This window comes from Rhizobacter sp. P5_A1 (assembly GCF_056400745.1).
Genome location: NZ_JBFUKR010000011.1, coordinates 1 through 15,517 on the forward strand (window position 1 = coordinate 1; position 15,517 = coordinate 15,517).

17 protein-coding genes are annotated in these 15,517 nt (G+C 71.6%); 11 read left to right on the top strand and 6 right to left on the bottom strand.

The annotated features are described in order from the left end of the window. Positions 1–39 precede the first annotated feature (39 nt). Positions 40–1,275, bottom strand: a complete 1,236-nt coding sequence (locus AC1DTW_RS13805; protein WP_477981728.1) for an MFS transporter — start codon at positions 1,273–1,275, stop codon at positions 40–42. Positions 1,276–1,330: 55 nt separating this feature from the next. Continuing rightward, positions 1,331–1,528: a hypothetical protein gene (locus AC1DTW_RS13810; protein ID WP_477981729.1), complete on the bottom strand. Its 198-nt coding sequence runs from the start codon at positions 1,526–1,528 to the stop codon at positions 1,331–1,333. 283 nt (positions 1,529–1,811) lie between these two features. Here AC1DTW_RS13810 and AC1DTW_RS13815 point away from each other — a divergent pair, with 283 nt between their 5' ends. After that, entirely contained in the window at positions 1,812–2,012 is a 201-nt protein-coding gene (locus AC1DTW_RS13815; protein ID WP_477981730.1) for a hypothetical protein, read from the top strand. On the opposite strand, the gene AC1DTW_RS13820 is transcribed toward AC1DTW_RS13815, so the two are convergent. Beyond that, complete coding sequence (locus AC1DTW_RS13820; protein ID WP_477981731.1) at positions 2,002–2,883, bottom strand: alpha/beta hydrolase; 882 nt, start codon at positions 2,881–2,883, stop codon at positions 2,002–2,004. The two genes, AC1DTW_RS13815 and AC1DTW_RS13820, sit on opposite strands and share 11 nt — an antisense overlap. Before the next feature lie 127 nt (positions 2,884–3,010). On the opposite strand from AC1DTW_RS13820, the gene AC1DTW_RS13825 reads away from it, so the two are divergent. Both AC1DTW_RS13825 and AC1DTW_RS13830 read left to right on the top strand, forming a co-directional pair. Further along, positions 3,011–3,376 (top strand): VOC family protein, encoded by a 366-nt coding sequence (locus tag AC1DTW_RS13825; RefSeq protein ID WP_477981732.1) that lies wholly within the window; start codon positions 3,011–3,013, stop codon positions 3,374–3,376. Between the two features lie 12 nt (positions 3,377–3,388). After that, positions 3,389–3,946 (top strand): hypothetical protein, encoded by a 558-nt coding sequence (locus AC1DTW_RS13830; protein WP_477981733.1) that lies wholly within the window; start codon positions 3,389–3,391, stop codon positions 3,944–3,946. A gap of 4 nt (positions 3,947–3,950) precedes the next feature. Here AC1DTW_RS13830 and AC1DTW_RS13835 read toward each other — a convergent pair whose 3' ends face one another. Both AC1DTW_RS13835 and AC1DTW_RS13840 read right to left on the bottom strand, forming a co-directional pair. Beyond that, positions 3,951–4,340: a 4a-hydroxytetrahydrobiopterin dehydratase gene (locus AC1DTW_RS13835; RefSeq protein ID WP_477981735.1), complete on the bottom strand. Its 390-nt coding sequence runs from the start codon at positions 4,338–4,340 to the stop codon at positions 3,951–3,953. A gap of 32 nt (positions 4,341–4,372) precedes the next feature. Next, positions 4,373–5,746 (bottom strand): pyridoxal phosphate-dependent decarboxylase family protein, encoded by a 1,374-nt coding sequence (locus AC1DTW_RS13840; protein WP_477981737.1) that lies wholly within the window; start codon positions 5,744–5,746, stop codon positions 4,373–4,375. 252 nt (positions 5,747–5,998) lie between these two features. On the opposite strand from AC1DTW_RS13840, the gene AC1DTW_RS13845 reads away from it, so the two are divergent. The 7 genes from AC1DTW_RS13845 (at position 5,999) to fae (ending at position 12,690) form a co-directional block, all read left to right on the top strand. Next, the gene (locus AC1DTW_RS13845; protein ID WP_477981738.1) at positions 5,999–7,048 is read left to right on the top strand and encodes a beta-ribofuranosylaminobenzene 5'-phosphate synthase family protein; all 1,050 of its coding nucleotides are present in this window, start codon (positions 5,999–6,001) and stop codon (positions 7,046–7,048) included. A gap of 43 nt (positions 7,049–7,091) precedes the next feature. Continuing rightward, on the top strand, positions 7,092–8,030 hold the full coding sequence (locus AC1DTW_RS13850) for an NAD(P)-dependent methylenetetrahydromethanopterin dehydrogenase (protein WP_477981739.1): 939 nt from the start codon (positions 7,092–7,094) through the stop codon (positions 8,028–8,030). Between the two features lie 21 nt (positions 8,031–8,051). Beyond that, positions 8,052–9,185, top strand: coding sequence for an ATP-grasp domain-containing protein (locus tag AC1DTW_RS13855; RefSeq protein ID WP_477981740.1), 1,134 nt, complete (start codon positions 8,052–8,054; stop codon positions 9,183–9,185). Further along, positions 9,182–10,183: a methenyltetrahydromethanopterin cyclohydrolase gene (mch, locus tag AC1DTW_RS13860; RefSeq protein WP_477981741.1), complete on the top strand. Its 1,002-nt coding sequence runs from the start codon at positions 9,182–9,184 to the stop codon at positions 10,181–10,183. The genes AC1DTW_RS13855 and mch overlap by 4 nt, the downstream gene beginning before the upstream one ends. A 12-nt stretch (positions 10,184–10,195) precedes the next feature. Continuing rightward, positions 10,196–11,137 (top strand): ATP-grasp domain-containing protein, encoded by a 942-nt coding sequence (locus AC1DTW_RS13865; RefSeq protein WP_477981742.1) that lies wholly within the window; start codon positions 10,196–10,198, stop codon positions 11,135–11,137. After that, positions 11,134–12,051, top strand: a complete 918-nt coding sequence (locus tag AC1DTW_RS13870; RefSeq protein WP_477981744.1) for a triphosphoribosyl-dephospho-CoA synthase — start codon at positions 11,134–11,136, stop codon at positions 12,049–12,051. Before AC1DTW_RS13865 ends, AC1DTW_RS13870 begins: the two co-directional genes overlap by 4 nt. A 126-nt stretch (positions 12,052–12,177) precedes the next feature. Beyond that, entirely contained in the window at positions 12,178–12,690 is a 513-nt protein-coding gene (gene fae, locus AC1DTW_RS13875; protein ID WP_477981745.1) for a formaldehyde-activating enzyme, read from the top strand. 95 nt (positions 12,691–12,785) lie between these two features. On the opposite strand, the gene AC1DTW_RS13880 is transcribed toward fae, so the two are convergent. Continuing rightward, positions 12,786–13,244, bottom strand: a complete 459-nt coding sequence (locus AC1DTW_RS13880) for a dihydroneopterin aldolase (RefSeq protein ID WP_477981746.1) — start codon at positions 13,242–13,244, stop codon at positions 12,786–12,788. Between the two features lie 234 nt (positions 13,245–13,478). Between AC1DTW_RS13880 and AC1DTW_RS13885 the strand changes: the two genes are divergently transcribed. Beyond that, a complete protein-coding gene (locus tag AC1DTW_RS13885) occupies positions 13,479–15,509 on the top strand; it encodes a sigma-54-dependent Fis family transcriptional regulator (protein WP_477981747.1) in 2,031 nt (676 codons plus the stop codon). Positions 15,510–15,517 lie beyond the last annotated feature (8 nt).

Consider the following 15,517-nt stretch of genomic DNA (forward strand, 5'->3'; position numbering starts at 1 on the left):
CCACGCCGGCCACGCCGGTCGCGCTGAGGCGCGGCCTCTTCAGGCCGGCGCCGCCGCGGTGCCGGTGGCGACGCGCAGCGCGCGCAAGCGGCTGAACGCGAGCGCGACGAGCAGAACGCCGCCGGCACCGACCACGATCGTCGGGCCCGTGCCCCAGAGCGCCACCAGCGCGCCGGCGCCGCCGACACCCGCCGCCTGGCCGAGAAAGAAGCACGACGCGAACGCCGAGACGGCCGCACCGCGGCGCTCCGGCGCCATCTGCGTGGCGTTGATCTGCAAGGTGTTGTGCAGCATGTAGAAGCCCAGGCCCGCGACGAAGCAGCCCGGCATCGCCCACCACCACGCCGGCGCGAGGCCGATCGCCAGCAGCGAGGCGGCCAGCAGCACGCCGCCGACGCTCGTCAGGCCGACTTCGCCGAGCCGCCGCACGAGCAGCGCCGACGCCAGCGCGAAGAGCAGGCCACCGAAGCCGAACAACATCACCACCGAGCCGGCCGTCGCGAGCGCGACGCCGAAGGCCTGGTGCAGATGCGTCGCGATGAATGCGAACGCGCCGTAGAGAAATCCGCCTTCGAGGAACACGGTCAGCAGCACCACGCGGGCCCAGGGCCGCGCGAGCACCTGCGCGAACTCGCCGGCGACGCGCCGCAGTGCGTGGCCTTCGCCGCGGCTCTGCGTGCGCGCGTGCGCCGGCAGGCGGCGGTCGAGCGCGAACAGCGTCAGGCTGATCGCGACGAAGCCCAGGGCGATGCCGAAGAACGGCACGCGCCAGTTCAGGTGATCGGCCGCGAAGCCGCCGACGAACACGCCGGCCGACAGACCGAGAATCTGCCCGATCAGGAAACGCGCGAGCACCGGCTGGCGGTTCTGATACGGCACGACGTCGCCGATCCAGGCCATCGACAGCGGGATGACGGCCGCGGCCGTCGCGCCGGCGAACAGGCGCGCGGCGACGAGTTGCGTGAAGCCCTGGGCCAGCCCGCACAGCGAGGCCGTCACCGCGCAGGCGGCGCAGGCCCACGCGATCACGCGGTACTTGCCGAAGCGGTCGCCGACCGGGCCGAAGAACAGCTGCGAGACGCCGTAGGCGATCGAGAACGAGGTGATCACCGCGGCCGCGTGCCCCGGCGAGATCGCGAACTCGCGCGCGAACAGCGGCAGCAGCGGGTCGGTCAGGCGCAGCGAGATGCCGCTGGCAAAGGCAGCGAGGGCGAGCGCCAGGATCGCGGCGCCGGGGATCGGAACGGGGTCAGCGGAACTGGCATCGCGTGTCATGCCGGCGATTGTCGCGTTCACGTGGCCGGCCCGCCCGGCGCGGGTCTTGGCGGTGCTACCGCGCGAAGCTCAGCTGCGGGTCGCGGTGCGGCGGATCGGCCGGCTGCAGCGCAGCAATCTCGCGCTCGGTGGCCGACAGATCGTCGGCCAGCCGATCCACCCGCGAGCCGTTCCAGGGCTGTTCGCGGTAGGCCTGCGCGAGTTCCTGCTTCAGCCGGAAGTAGCGGCCCATCAACTGCTCGAGATGCTTCATTCCCGCGCTCCTGTGCTTCTATGTTGCAGTGCAGTATGGCGAAGCCGGCCGGACCGGTCTGTAAGACAAAGTCTCAGCTGCATCGCCGCATTGGCGCGGCGCGCGGCGCTCGCCGCGTCGCCGCGGTCGTGTCGTGATGGCCCCTGACACGTTCGTTTTTCACGCGGCGCCGCGTTCTGTCGTGGCCGGCCCGCATTCGCGGGGTAGGGCCCGCGCCGGGCGTGTCGACAATCGCCGCATGAAGCGAGATACCGCAGCCTTTCATCGCGACGATTCGACGACCATGACGACCACGCGCGCGATGAGCCATCGCCAGCTGCTCGGGCGCGCCGCGCGCCTGGAGCGCGAACTCGCCGACGCGTTGGCGTCGCAGCCGCGGCCCACCGCGCTGATCGATCGCCTGACCGCCGAGCTCGCAGCCACGCAACGCGAGATTGCCGCGCTGCGGCCGATCGTCGACTGGCGTCAAAAACTCAAGGGCTGACGCCGGCTCCGGTTCGGGACCGAAGGCCGAGCAGTTCCAGCGCCAGCGCATGCGTCCGCGTGCGCGGATCGGCGATCTCCTGCATGACGGTCAGGTGATGGCGCTGCGCGACGATCTCGGCAGCGATCACGCTGCGCGGCCCCCAGACGCTCGCGATCAGCGCGGCCTGGCGCAGGAACTCCTCGCTTTCGTCGCCGCCGACGATCGTCACGAGTTGCCCGCAGCGCGGCGCCGGCAGCGCGGCCGGGCTGAGTCGCCGCGCGGTCTCGGCGCTCAGACCGAGATCGCCGGCGAGAAACGGCGCGTGACGCAGCGGCTCGAGTTCGTACAGCCCCGAGATCGACAGCGCGGCCTTCACGAGATCGCCCGGCAGGTCCGGCGCGACGGCCTTCCAGTCGCGCGCGAGCAGCATCGCCGCGAGGTGGCCGCCGGCCGAGTGACCGGCGACGACGATGCGCGTCGGATCGCCGCCGTGGTCGACCGCGTGGCGGTACACCCAGACCAGCGCCTGCACCGTCTGCAGCACGATCTGCTCGATCGTCACGGCCGGGCACAGTGCATAGCCGGGCAGCACGACCATGGCGCCGGCATCGACGAACGGCGGCGCGATGAAGCTCTGGTCACGCTTGTCGAGCGTGCGCCAATAGCCGCCGTGGAAGAAGACGAGCACCGGCGAGCCCGGCGCCTTCGCGGGGAACACATCGAGCCGCTCGCGCGGGCCGCTGCCGTAGGCTGCCTCGACCATCTCGGCATGGCGCGCGCGGGCCCGCGCCGAGGCCTCGGACCAGTGCTGCAGGATCGCCGGATGCTCCGGGATGCGGGCGCGGTTGTTGTATTGCGCGTCGAACCAGGCGGGCGAAGGTGTGAGCACGGAGACCTCGGCTCGGGGTGGTGGTCGATGGCCGGCGGGGCGCAGACATCATGCGCGAATCGATCGCGCCGATCCAGCGCTATGCTCTCGGCGCCACGGACCCGAGGAGAGCTGAATGATCGTCGGCATGAACCACTTCACCGTGATCGCCGCGGACGAGCGCGAGACGCTGGCCTTCTATGTCGACCTGCTCGGGCTGACAGTCGGCCCACGTCCCGACCTCGGCTTTCCCGGCGCCTGGCTCCATGCCGGCGGGCCGCAAGCCGTGCTGCACCTGGTGTTCGGCCGTCCGGTGCCCGCACAGCGCGCCGGCGTGATCGACCACATGGCCTTCACGGCCCGCGACCTGCGCGCCGTGAAGGCGCGCTTCGACCGCAGCGGCACGAAATACGACCTGCGCCAACTGCCGGGCCTGGGCACCTGGCAGCTGTTCTGCTTCGATCCGAACGGAGCCCGGGTCGAGCTCGATTTCGACGCGTCGGAAACGCTCTGACGGGTCGCGGCCATGGGCAGCCAACAAGACCGCGACTGGCGCTGGAAGGACACGCAAAGCGGGCCGCGCGCGGCCGATCCCGAACGCGAGGCGCGCAACAGCGCGGCGCCGGCCGACCGCTCGCGTCGCTTCGACCTGCACCATCCGATGGCGCTGATCCTCGCGGCGATCGTCGGCGTGGCTGCGATGTCGATCGCGGTCCATGCGTACCTTGAGTGGCGCGCCCGGGTCGCGCTCGAAGAGGTCTTGCGGGCCGGCGCCGAAGCCACGCGCAAGCTGCAGCTGCAGCTCGAGCAGCAACGGCGCGAGGAAGTCGCGCAACAGCAGGCGCGGCAACTGCAGCTCGAGCGCCAGGAGGCCTCGCACGCCCAGGCGATCCGCGCGCAGCAACAAGCCCAGGAGGACGCGCGCCGGGCGATCCTTGCGGAGGCGGATCGCAAGGAACGCGCGTGGGCGAAGTTCTATCGCCGGCCGCCGTCGTGCAACGACGCGGCGTCGATGGAATGCGCGAACGGCTACATCCGCGCGAAGCGATCGTTCGAAGAGAAGTTCGCGCGCGGCGAGCTGTAGCGGGTCAGTCGTACTTCAGGTACTTGAAGCGCGGGTCGTCGGGCGTGCCTTCGAGCGCAGAGCCCTCGCGTGCGCCGGGCTGCCACATCACGACCTCCTCGATCTTCTTCGCGAGCTCGAAGTCCTTCTCGGTGATGCCCTTCGCGGCGTGGTTCATCAGCTTCACGGTGACGAACGCGTAGGACACGGTCAGGTCGGGGTGGTGCCACGCCGCTTCGGCGAGGTGGCCCACGGTATTGACGACCATCAGCGTGCCTTTCCAGCCGCTGGTCTTGAACTTGCGGCGGATCCAGCCGTCCTCGAAGTACCACTTCGGCAACTCTTCGGCCAGCCGTGCGGTGACCTCGTCGGTGCCGTACACCTCGTCTGCAGTCTTCTTGCGCCAGGCGGTCATGTCGGTCTCCAGTGCAACGTGGAAGATCCATCCTACTGCGGCGCGTCGCCGCCTGCGCGACACCGCGCAGCGACGCGCCGGATCGCCGCGAGACTCAGTTCGACATCGTCATCGGTCGTGGCCCACGAGGACACGCTGATGCGCATCGCGGTGCGGCCCTGCCATTCGGTCACGCCGCACCAGCAGGTGCCGTCGGCCTGCAGTTCGGCGACGACGCGGCGCGTCATCGAGGCATCGCCGAAGCTGACGAGGACCTGGTTCAGCGCGACCTCGTTGAGCACGGCGTGGCCGGCCGCATCCAGCGCTTGCGCGAAGCGCCGCGCGTGCCGGCAGCAGCGTTCGATCATCTGCGCGACGCCGCTGCGGCCGAGCGCGCTGAGCGCGGCCCAGACATCGACGCCGCGTGCGCGACGCGACAGTTCCGGCGTGAAGTCCGACGGCACGCGCTCGTGCCCCGCGGTCGGCAGGTACGCGGCGCTGACCGACATCGCGGCGCGCAGCGCGGCGCCGTCGCGCACGAACGCGAGTCCGCTGTCGTAGGGCACGTTCAGCCACTTGTGCGCGTCGGTCGCCCACGAATCGGCGCGTTCGATGTCGCGGCACAGGTGGCGCAGCGCCGGCGCGGCCAGCGCCCACAGACCGAACGCACCGTCGACATGAACCCAGGCGCCCGCGGCGTGCGCGCGGTCGCACAGCGCCTCGAACGGGTCGAAGGCGCCGGTGTTGATGTTGCCGGCCTGCGCGCAGACGATGGTCGGACCCGACAGCGGCGGCAGCCGATCGGGTCGCATCCGCCCCTGCGCGTCGGTGTCGACCCGCACGACGCGGCTGCGGCCCAGCCCGAGCACGCCGAGCGCCTTGAACAGGGTCGGATGGGCCTCGGCGCTTGCGACCACGGTGATCGGCGGGGCGCCACAGAGGCCGTCGGCTTCGACATCCCAGCCGACGCGCGCGAGCACGGCATGGCGCGCTGCCGCGAGACCGCAGAGATTGGCTTGCGTCGCGCCGGTGACGAACGCGCCGGCCGCGTCGCGCGGCAGCTCGAGCACCTCGAGCAGCCAGCGCAGTGCGACCTGCTCGAACATCGCCACGCCGGGTGTCGCCGCGTGGCTGGCCGCATTCTGATCCCACGCGGTGGCGAGCCAGTTGGCGGCCACCGTGACCGGCAGCGCACCGCCGATCACGAAGCCGAAGAAGCGCGGTCCCGCGCTCGCGCAGGTGGCCGGCGAGCCGAGTTCATCGAGCCGCCCGAGAACGGCTTCGGGCGATTGCGGATGCTCGGGCAACGGCTCGTCGAGCGAGCGCAGCCGCGCGACGGCTGCAGGCAGCGGCGCGACCGCACGTGCGGGCAGCGCATCGAGGTACCGGGCGGCGCGGCGCGCCGCGTCATCGAGGAGAGGGTTCATGCTGGAGCTGGGCGTGAGCGTGGCCTGCAGCGATCATCGCAGAGCCGGCTGCGCGCCGCCGCGGCGGCGTGCGGGGCGGATGGCGCCCAACGTCGCTGCGCTCCCGCCGCATGACAGACTGTCCCCCCGGCGATACAGTGCGGCGGCAGCCTGCCTGCGACGCCCGGGCTGGCCCGTCTCGCCGGCGCAGGAACGGACATTGCTCTTGGTTGTCGCGCAGATGCCGTTTCACCCGGCGGCGCCACACCGACCATGAGCCTCGCCCTTCTCGCCGCCGTCTCGCCCCGGATGCACATCGATCTTCAGAACACCGTCACGCTGCGCGCACCCGGGCGCTTGCACCTGGGCTTCCTCGACCCGTCCGGTTCGCTGGGGCGCCGCTTCGGCAGCGTCGGCCTGGTGGTCGAGGGCTTCGAGACCGAGGTCGAGCTGAGCGCTGCGCTCGTCGACCGCGTCACCGCCGACACGCCCGAAGGGGCGACCCAGATCGCGCGCGCCGCCGCGCATCTCTACACCTTGCGCGCCCGCACCGGCCGCCGCGAAACCCTGCATCTGCGGCTGCTGCGGGTGTTGCCGGCGCACGGCGGCTTCGGTTCCGGCACCCAGCTCGCGCTGGCGATCGCACGCGCATTTGCGCACTGGCATCGGCTCGACATCGGCACGCCGACGCTCGCGCACTGGCTCGGGCGCGGCCAGCGCTCCGGCATCGGCATGCATGGCTTCGATCGGGGCGGCCTGCTCGTCGACGGCGGCCCGACCGCGGAAGGGCGGCCCGCACCCTTGCTCGCCCGCATCGCGCTGCCCGAGGCCTGGCGCGTCGTCGTCGTGCAGGACGAACGCGAGCGCGGCCTGGCCGGCAGCGCCGAGCGCGAAGCGATCGCCGCGCTCGCGCCGATGCCCGCCGCGCAGGCCGCGGAGATCTGCCACGAGGTGCTGATGCGCGTGCTGCCGGGCGCTGCCAACGCCGAGTTCGACGCCTTCGCGCTCGGCGTGACGCGCGTGCAGCAACTGCTCGGCGCGCACTACGCGCCGGTGCAGAACGGGCGTGCCTACACCAGCGCCGCGGTCGGCCGATTGATGCAATGGGTCGGCACGACCGCCGGCCAGGCGGCCGCGATCGGTCAGAGTTCGTGGGGCCCGACCGGCTTCGCGATCGTCGCCTCGCAGGCGCATGCCGAGGCGCTCGTCCGGGACGCGCGCGCGGCCGGTTGCGTCGAGCCCGGCCTGGCGCTGCGCATCGTCGCGGCGCGCGATCGCGGCGCCGAGATCATCGATACGCGCGCCGCCCGCCGCCAGGGCTGACTGCCGCGCGTTCCCTCACCGCCTTGACCGTTACGACCCGACCATGGAACGACGCCCGTACATCCTCCACCTGCTCACGCCCGGACACCAGGCGAGCCCGTTCGACGTCAACATGGCGGCCGATGCGGGCTACCAGATCATCACGCCGTACACCGATGTCGGCGTCGACGGCGTGACGGCGCTGACGCAGGACGCGATCTTCTCGCGCGGCCCGAAGGGCGTCGGGCGCACCGGCATGTTCATCGGCGGGCGCGACGCGCTGCTGGCGGCCGACATGCTCGAGCGCGCGCGCAGCGCGATGTTCAAGCCCTTCGTCGTCTCACTGATGGCCGACCCGAGCGGCGCCTACACGACCGCCGCGGCGATGCTCGCCTGCGTCGAGGCCGCGCTGCGCCGCCATCACGGTCTGGAACTGCGCGGGCAGAACGTGCTGGTGCTCGGCGGCACCGGCCCGGTCGGCCGCATTGCCGCGGTGCTCGCCGCGCAGGCCGGCGCGCTCGTGCGGATCGCCAGCCACACCGGTCTCGCGGTCGCGCAGAAGGCGGCGCAGGAGACCGGCGCGCGTTTCGGCGTGAGCCTGCAGGGTGTTTCGGGCGCCGACCGCGAGGCCCTGCGCAGCGAGCTTGCGCAGGCCGGCGTCGTGCTCGCGTGCGCGGCGGCTGGCGTGCAGGTCGTCTCGCCCGAAGACCTCGGGTTCGCGAAGGGCCTGAAGGTCGCGGCCGACGTCAACGCGGTGCCGCCCGAAGGCATCGCCGGCGTCGGCGTGATGGACGATGCGAAGCCGCTGTCGGGTGTCGCTGGCGCCGTCGGCATCGGCGCGCTCGCGATCGGCAACGTCAAGTACCAGACGCAGCACCGCCTGCTGGTGAGCATGGTCGCAGCCGACAAGCCGGTCGTGCTGAGCTTCGCCGAGGCCTTCGCGGCGGCGCGCGAGTTCATCGCCGAGCGGGCCGCGCAGACGCCGGCCCGGCCGGCCGTCTGAAGGGCCGAGAGGCCATCGCGCATGGCAGTGCTGGCTGTCGCGGCCGCGTCGGTACGCATGCTGGCCGAGGCCGCGGTGCGTGACGGCCACCGCGTCGTGGCGCTCGACCGCTTCGGCGATGCCGACACGCGCCGCGCCTCGATGCGCTGGCACCCGATCGGCGAGCCCGATTCGGCACAGTTCGATGCGACGCGCGTGCTCGACGCACTGCGCGACCTGGCGCGCCATGGCGGCGCCGACGTGATCGGCTGGATCCCCGGCGGTGGCTTCGAAGGCCGGCCCGAGCTGATCGAGGCCGGCGCGAAACTGCTGCCGCTGATCGGCACGCCGGCCGACGCGGTACGCCGCGTGCGCGACCCGGCGCTGTTCTTCGGCGCGCTCGCGGCGCACGCAATCGCGCACCCGCCGGTGCGGCACGATGCGCCGGCCGACCCGAACGGCTGGCTGCTGAAGGATGCGCGTGGCTGCGGCGGCTGGCACATCCGTGCGGCCTCGGCGGCCGGCGCCTTGCCTGACGCTTCGCACTACTTCCAGCGTGCGATGCCCGGCCAGCCGATGTCGGCGACCTTCATCGCCGACGGCACGCGCGCGCTGCTGCTCGGCATCAACGAGCTGATCGTGCGGCCGTTCGGCGCGCACCCGTACGTCTACGGCGGTTGCATCGGGCCGGTGGCGGCGCCGCCCGAACTCGCGCGGCGCGCCGACCACGCGGTGCAGGCGCTCAGCGCCGAGTTCGGCCTGCGCGGCTGGTGCAGCCTCGATTTCATGCGCGACGGCGATGCGATCGCCGTGCTCGAAGTGAACCCGCGCCCGCCCGCCAGCCTGGCGCTGTATGCCCAGCTCGGCTTGATCGACGCGCAGCTGCAAGCCTGCCTGCGCGCCGAGTTGCCGCCGGCGTCGGCGTTCGCAGCGGCGCAGGTCACCGGCAACGAGATCGTCTACGCGCGCCGCCCATTGCAGCTCGATGCCGCACGCGCGCAGCGTCTCGCGCAATGGCCCGATGGGCACGACCTGCCGATCGCGGGCGCCCGTTTCGCGATCGGCGATCCGGTCTGCAGCCTGAGCGCCGTCGGCGTTCGCGGCGATGATGTCGGGGCCTTGCTGGCGGCGAGACGCGAGGCCCTGTTGCAGATGCTGGAGGAGACCACACAATGACCGACACCCACCCCCCGATCGCCTCGACCTTGAGCGTGAACCGGCTGGCGCGCCCGCTCGTCGAGCGTCTGCTCGCGGATGCGTCTGCACTCTCGGTCGAGGTCGCGCGCGACGCCAGCGGCGCCTGCATCGTCGATGCCGGGATCGTCGCGCGCGGCAGCGTCGCGGCCGGCTTGCTGATCGGCGAGATCTGCATGGGCGGGCTCGGCCGGGTCGGGCTGCGCAGCGGCGCTTCCGAGGGCTGGCCGACGTGGCTCGAGGTGCGCAGTTCGCAACCGGTGCTCGCGTGCCTGGCGAGCCAGTACGCCGGCTGGAGCCTCGCGGCGAGCAAGGAAGAGACCGGCGGCAAGAAGTTCTTCTCGCTCGGTTCCGGGCCGGCGCGCGCGCTGGCCGCGAAGGAGGCCTTGTTCGCGGAGCTCGGCTACCGCGACCGGGCCGATGCCGGCGTGCTGGTGCTCGAAGTCGATCGGGCACCGCCCAAGGTCGTGATCGACAAGCTGCTGCGCGACTGCGGCCTGCAGCCCGACGCGCTGACCTTGATCCTGACCCCGACGACCAGCCTCGCCGGCACGACCCAGGTCGTCGCGCGCGTGCTCGAAGTGGCGCTGCACAAGGCCCACGAGCTCGGCTATGCGCTCGGCGACATCGTCGAGGGCGTCGCGACCGCACCGCTGCCGTCACCGAGCCCGGACGGCGTCATCGCGATGGGCCGCACGAACGACGCGATCCTCTACGGCGGCCGTGTGCACCTGACGGTCCGCGGCGACGATGCGGCGGCGCGCCGGCTCGCTCAGCAATTGCCATCCAGCAACTCGCGCGATTACGGGCGATCGTTTGCCGACATCTTCAAGGAGGTCGAGTACGACTTCTACAAGATCGACGGCGCGCTGTTCGCACCGGCCGAGGTCTGGGTCAGCAACCTCGACAGCGGCAACACCTGGCATGCCGGCGCGCTGAACGTCGCGCTGCTGCAGGGCCTGTGGCTGCAGGCGGCTTGAGAACTCGAGCGCATGGCCCGTATCGCGATCTTCACCGACGAGACTGGCTGGCACACGCGCCAGCTGCAGGCGGGCTTGCGCGCACGCGGCGCCAGCGGGCGCTGCATCGACCTGGCCGACTGCCATATCGACACCGCGCAGGCCTGGCACGGCCTGGTGATCCCAGGCTTCGGCCGCGAGCTGCCCGATGCGGCGCTGGTGCGCGGCATCGCCGGCGGCAGCTTCGAGCAGGTCACGAAGCGGCTCGGCGTGCTGCACGCGCTGCGCGAGCTCGGCGTGCCGGTCTACAACGACGCCCGCGCGATCGAGCGCAGCGTCGACAAGTCGATGACGAGCCTGCTGCTGCACGCCGCGGGCATCGCGACGCCGCCGACCTGGGCGACCGAGTCGCTCGCCGAGGCACGGCGCATTGCAGTGCGTGAAGGCGCGGCCGGTCATGCGCTGGTGCTCAAGCCGCTGTTCGGCTCGCAGGGCAAGGGCCTGCAGTTGGTCGGCGATGTCGACGGCGTGCACCACCCGGTGCCCGAGCTCGGCGTCGGCTACGGCGCGCTCGCCTACCTGCAGCGCTTCGTGCCGGCCGCGAGCGTGCCCGGCTTCGACTGGCGCGTGCTCGTCGTCGGCGGGCGCGCTGTCACCGCGATGCGTCGCGTCAGCGCGGGCTGGATCCACAACGTCGCGCAAGGTGCACGCTGCGAACCCGCCGACCTGGTGCCGGCGCTCGCGGGGCTCGCCGAGCGCGCCGCGGCGGCACTCGAGATGGACTACGCCGGCGTCGACATGATCCCGGCCGCCGGCGGGATCCAGGTGCTCGAGGTCAACGGCGTCGCGGCGTGGCGCGGCCTGCAGCGGGTCACCCGCTTCAACATCGCGCGGGCGATCGTCGACGACCTGCTCGATCGCCGGCTCGCGGCGGCGCGCACCGGCGGCGTCGCCGGTGCGGGGCGGCGCGCGTGACCGCGCAGCCCGACCCGGCGCCCTGGCGGTCGATCGAGCGGGGCCGGGCCAGCTACCTGCGTGCCTGCGCGCTCGATGTCGCGGTGCGCAAGCCCGGCAATGTGAGCGACCGGTCGGCCGGCCACGGCATGCAGGCGGCACTCTTCAGCGCGAGTGCGCGCGTGTCGGTCGATCCGTTGTTCCGCGCCGGTGCGCGCGTCGGCGAGCGCATCGAGGCTGCCGTCGCGGCGACCTGGCAGGCGGTCGGCTGCAACACCAATCTCGGCATCGTGCTGCTGTGTGCGCCGATCGCGCGTGCGGTCGAACGGCATCCCGAGGCCGACGATGCGGCCGCGCTGCGCGCGGCGACCCTCGGCGTGCTGGCCGACCTGGACGTCGACGACGCGCGCGCCGCCTATCGCGCGATCGCGCAGGCCCGCCCCGGCGGGCTGGGTTCGGCACCGGCCGAGGACGTGCGCGACGTCCCCAGCGTCGACCTGCGCGCGGCGATGGCGCTCGCGGCCGGGCGCGACAGCATCGCGCGCCAGTACCGCGATGGCTATGCCGAGCTGTTCGAGCTCGGCGTCGCGGCGCTGGGTGCGGCGCCGCTCGCCGGCGGCGCCGATGCCGATGCGCCACCGACCCCGGCCGTTGCGGCTGCCGTGCAGCGCGTCTACCTGGCGTTTCTGGCCGGGCAGCCCGATTCACACATTGTTCGCAAACACGGCGCGGCCCTGGCACACACTGTCATGCGCGCGGCGCGGGCCTGGCAGGCCCGCGCGCTGGCCGGAGCGGATCTGGATGCCGATCCCGCTTTCGCCGCCTGGGACCTCGAACTCAAGTCCGCCGGGCTCAACCCCGGTACCAGCGCCGACTTCACGGTGGCGACGCTGTTCGCGGCCGGCCTGATCGGCCCGTCCGCGACGCCGCCGTGACCGACCGGGCCGGTCGTCGGGCCGCGGCCGCAGGCGATGGCACGGATCGTGATAACTGCTGGGCTGCGCCGGCTGATGTGGCCGGCGTCGGGACACCCCCAAGAACCGAACCCAGGAGACGTAAGAATGGCAAAGATTGATCGCATGATGGTCGGCGAGTCGCTCGTCGGCGATGGCAACGAGGTGGCTCACATCGACCTGATCATCGGGCCGCGCGGCAGCCCGGTGGAATCGGCGTTTGCCAATGCCCTGACCAACAACAAGGATGGCTTCACGTCGCTGCTCGCGGTGGTTGCGCCGAACTTGATGACCAAGCCGGCGACCGTGTTGTTCAACAAGGTCACGATCAAGGGCGCGAAGCAGGCCGTGCAGATGTTCGGCCCGGCGCAGCGCGGCGTCGCGATGGCGGTGGCCGATTCGGTCGAAGACGGCACGATCCCCGCCGGCGAGGCCGACAACCTGTTCATCTGCGTCGGCGTGTTCATCCACTGGCTCGCCGAAGACGACAAGAAGATCCAGGACTACAACTACCAGGCCGTGCGCGAGTCGATCCAGCGCGCAGTCGCCGGTTCGCCGACGGCCGCCGAAGTGGTCTCGAAGAAGGGCACGGCCGCGCACCCGTTCGCGGCGCACATCTGACGATCTGACGCAGTGTCACGCGGGCCGCTCGCGGCCTGCGTGAGGGACCAACGACAACGGGCCGCTGCCGCGGCCCGTACGCATCGCGCGGCGCTTCAGCGTTTGCCGGGCAACATCCCGCTGGCCAGCAGTTGAACGATGGCCGCGCTGTGGCCGGGCCGAGGCGGGGGCGGCTCGGCCGCGACGCGCTCGATCTGCACGCCGACGGCGCCGACATCGCTGAACTTGTGCGGCTTGACGACCTTGACCCGGACCCAACGCGCGCCGAACTCGCCGATCAGGATGTCGGCGATGTTCTCGGCGAAAGCCTCGAGCAGCGTCAACCGGTGCTCGACCAGCAGGCGGCGCAGGCGTTCGGCGACGACGCCGTAGTCGATCGTGTCGGCGATGCGGTCGGTGTCGCAGGCGCGCGCATGCGGCAGGCCGGCGTGCACGTCGATCACGAGCGGTTGCGGCCGGTGCAGCTCGGATTCGTGGATGCCGATGACGGTTTCGCCGACGAAGCCCTCGATGAAGATCAGATCCATCGCGGCGGTCGCCGGAGATTCGCTCATCGCGGGTTGTCGCGCGGGCAAGGTGTAACGATTCGTCATGTCGGGGGCCGCTCGAAAGCGTTCAGCTGCCGCGAACGTGCGGCCGTCTGTCGGCAAAAATGCAAGCGGCATGCCAGTCTCCGCGCGGCGCGAACGATGACCTCGGATGCTCGCGTTTCACCCGTTGCGCGGCGCATGTGCTTGCATCAAGATCGCCGACCAGAGCCTTGACGGCCCAACATGTTGGAGACATCCATGGGTATGCTGCTGCGAGAGACCGATCGACACGCCGAACGCATCATGGTGACGGTGCAGAACGGCGCGCACGAGCAAGGCAACGATGCGGTCACGCGCTCCTGGAGCCGCTGCCTGAACGAATACCGGCTGCACCCGGACCATCCGCGCAAGCCGTCGATCCTCGAAAGCGCGGCGCTCGAGAGCCGCCGCGAGCGCAAGGCCGACGTGATCGACTGCGCGCGCTACGAGATGACGACGCTGTACCAGCAGCTCGCCGATCCCGACTCGGCCGTCGTGCTGACCGACACCGATGGCGTGATCATCCACATGGTTTCGTCGCCCGACTTCGCCGCCGAGGTCGCACCGCTCGGGCTGCGCGCCGGCGGGCTCTGGAGCGAGGCCGAGGCCGGCACGAACGGCATGGGCACCTGCATCGCGGCGGCCGCGCCGGTCGCGATCCGGCGCGAAGACCACTTCTTCACGCAGTTCTCGCAGCTCACCTGCTCGGCGGTGCCGGTCTACGACCCGTCCGGCGAGATCGCTGCGGTGCTCGATGTCTCGAGCCGCTCGGGGCAGATGCAGCAGCACCTGCTGGTGCTGCTCGGCATGACCGCGCGGATGATCGAGAACCGCCTGATCGACCAGCGCTTCCGCGACGCGCACCCGCTGCACTTCCACAGCCGGCCGGAGTTCGTCTACACGCTGCACGAGGGCAAGCTCGCGGTCGGCGACGACGGCTTCATCCTGGCCGCGAACCGCAGCGCGCTGTTCCAGCTCGGCCTGCAATCGATGGCCGAGATCCGCTCGCGCCGCATCGAAGACCTGTTCCAGACCTCGCTCGAAGACATGCTGCAACGCAGCATGTCTTCGTCGTTCCACCCGGTCGTGACCTATCGCGCGAATGCGGCGCTGCGCTTCTTCGCGGTCGCGCGCCGGCCCGCGTCGAGCGCGGCCGCGACGCTGCACCCGGTCGCCGCGAACGCGCCGGTGGCACTCGCCAGCCCGAACCCGCTGCCGATCAAGGCCCCGGCACGCCCGACCGCCGTGCGTGCGATTTCGAGCAGCACCGCGACCTTCAAGGATCCGCGCCTGGTTGCGCACCTCGAGACCGCGCGGCGCGTGATCGCGCGCCAGACGCCGGTGCTGCTGTGGGGCGAGACCGGCTCCGGCAAGGAGGTGTTCGCCCGCGCGACGCACGATGCGAGCCCGCATGCGAACGGTGCCTTCGTCGCGGTCAATTGCGCGAGCCTGCCCGAGACGCTGATCGAGTCCGAGCTGTTCGGCTACCGCGCCGGTGCGTTCACCGGCGCGCAGCGCACCGGCCGGCGCGGCAAGATCCTGCAGGCCGACGGCGGCACGCTGTTTCTCGACGAGATCGCCGACATGCCGCTCGACCTGCAGGCCCGCCTGCTGCGCGTGCTCGACGAGCGCCAGGTCACGCCGCTCGGCACCGAAGACACGCACGCGGTCGACTTCCAGCTGATCAGCGGCAGCCACCGCAACCTGCCGGCGCTGGTGCGCGAAGGGCGCTTCCGCGAAGACCTGTACTACCGGCTCGCCGGCATCGAACTGGAGCTGCCGTCGCTGCGCGAGCGCAGCGACAAGCGCGCGCTGATCCACGATGTGTTGAAGACCGAGGCCGGCGGCGAGGGCACGCTGAATGCCGACGCCGAGCGGCTGCTGATGGACTACTCATGGCCGGGCAACATCCGCCAGTTGCGCCACGTGCTGCGCAGCGCGGTCGCGCTGGCGGACGGCGGGGTCGTCACGCGCGAGCACCTGCCGGCGCTGATCGTCCATCCGCTGCTCAAGTCGGCTATGGCCGGCGGCGCGGCGGCGGTCGCGCCCGAGTCGACGGCGGCCGACGAGGAGGCCCGCCCGCCGATCAAGCTCAATCCGATCCAGAGCCACGAGCGCCAGGTGCTGCTGCAGATGCTGGAGCAGCATCGTTGGAACGTGAGCAATGTCGCCAAGGCGCTCGATGTCAGCCGCAACACCCTGTACCGCAAGCTGCACAAACTCCACATCGAGGTCTCTCATCCCGAGTAGACGACCGA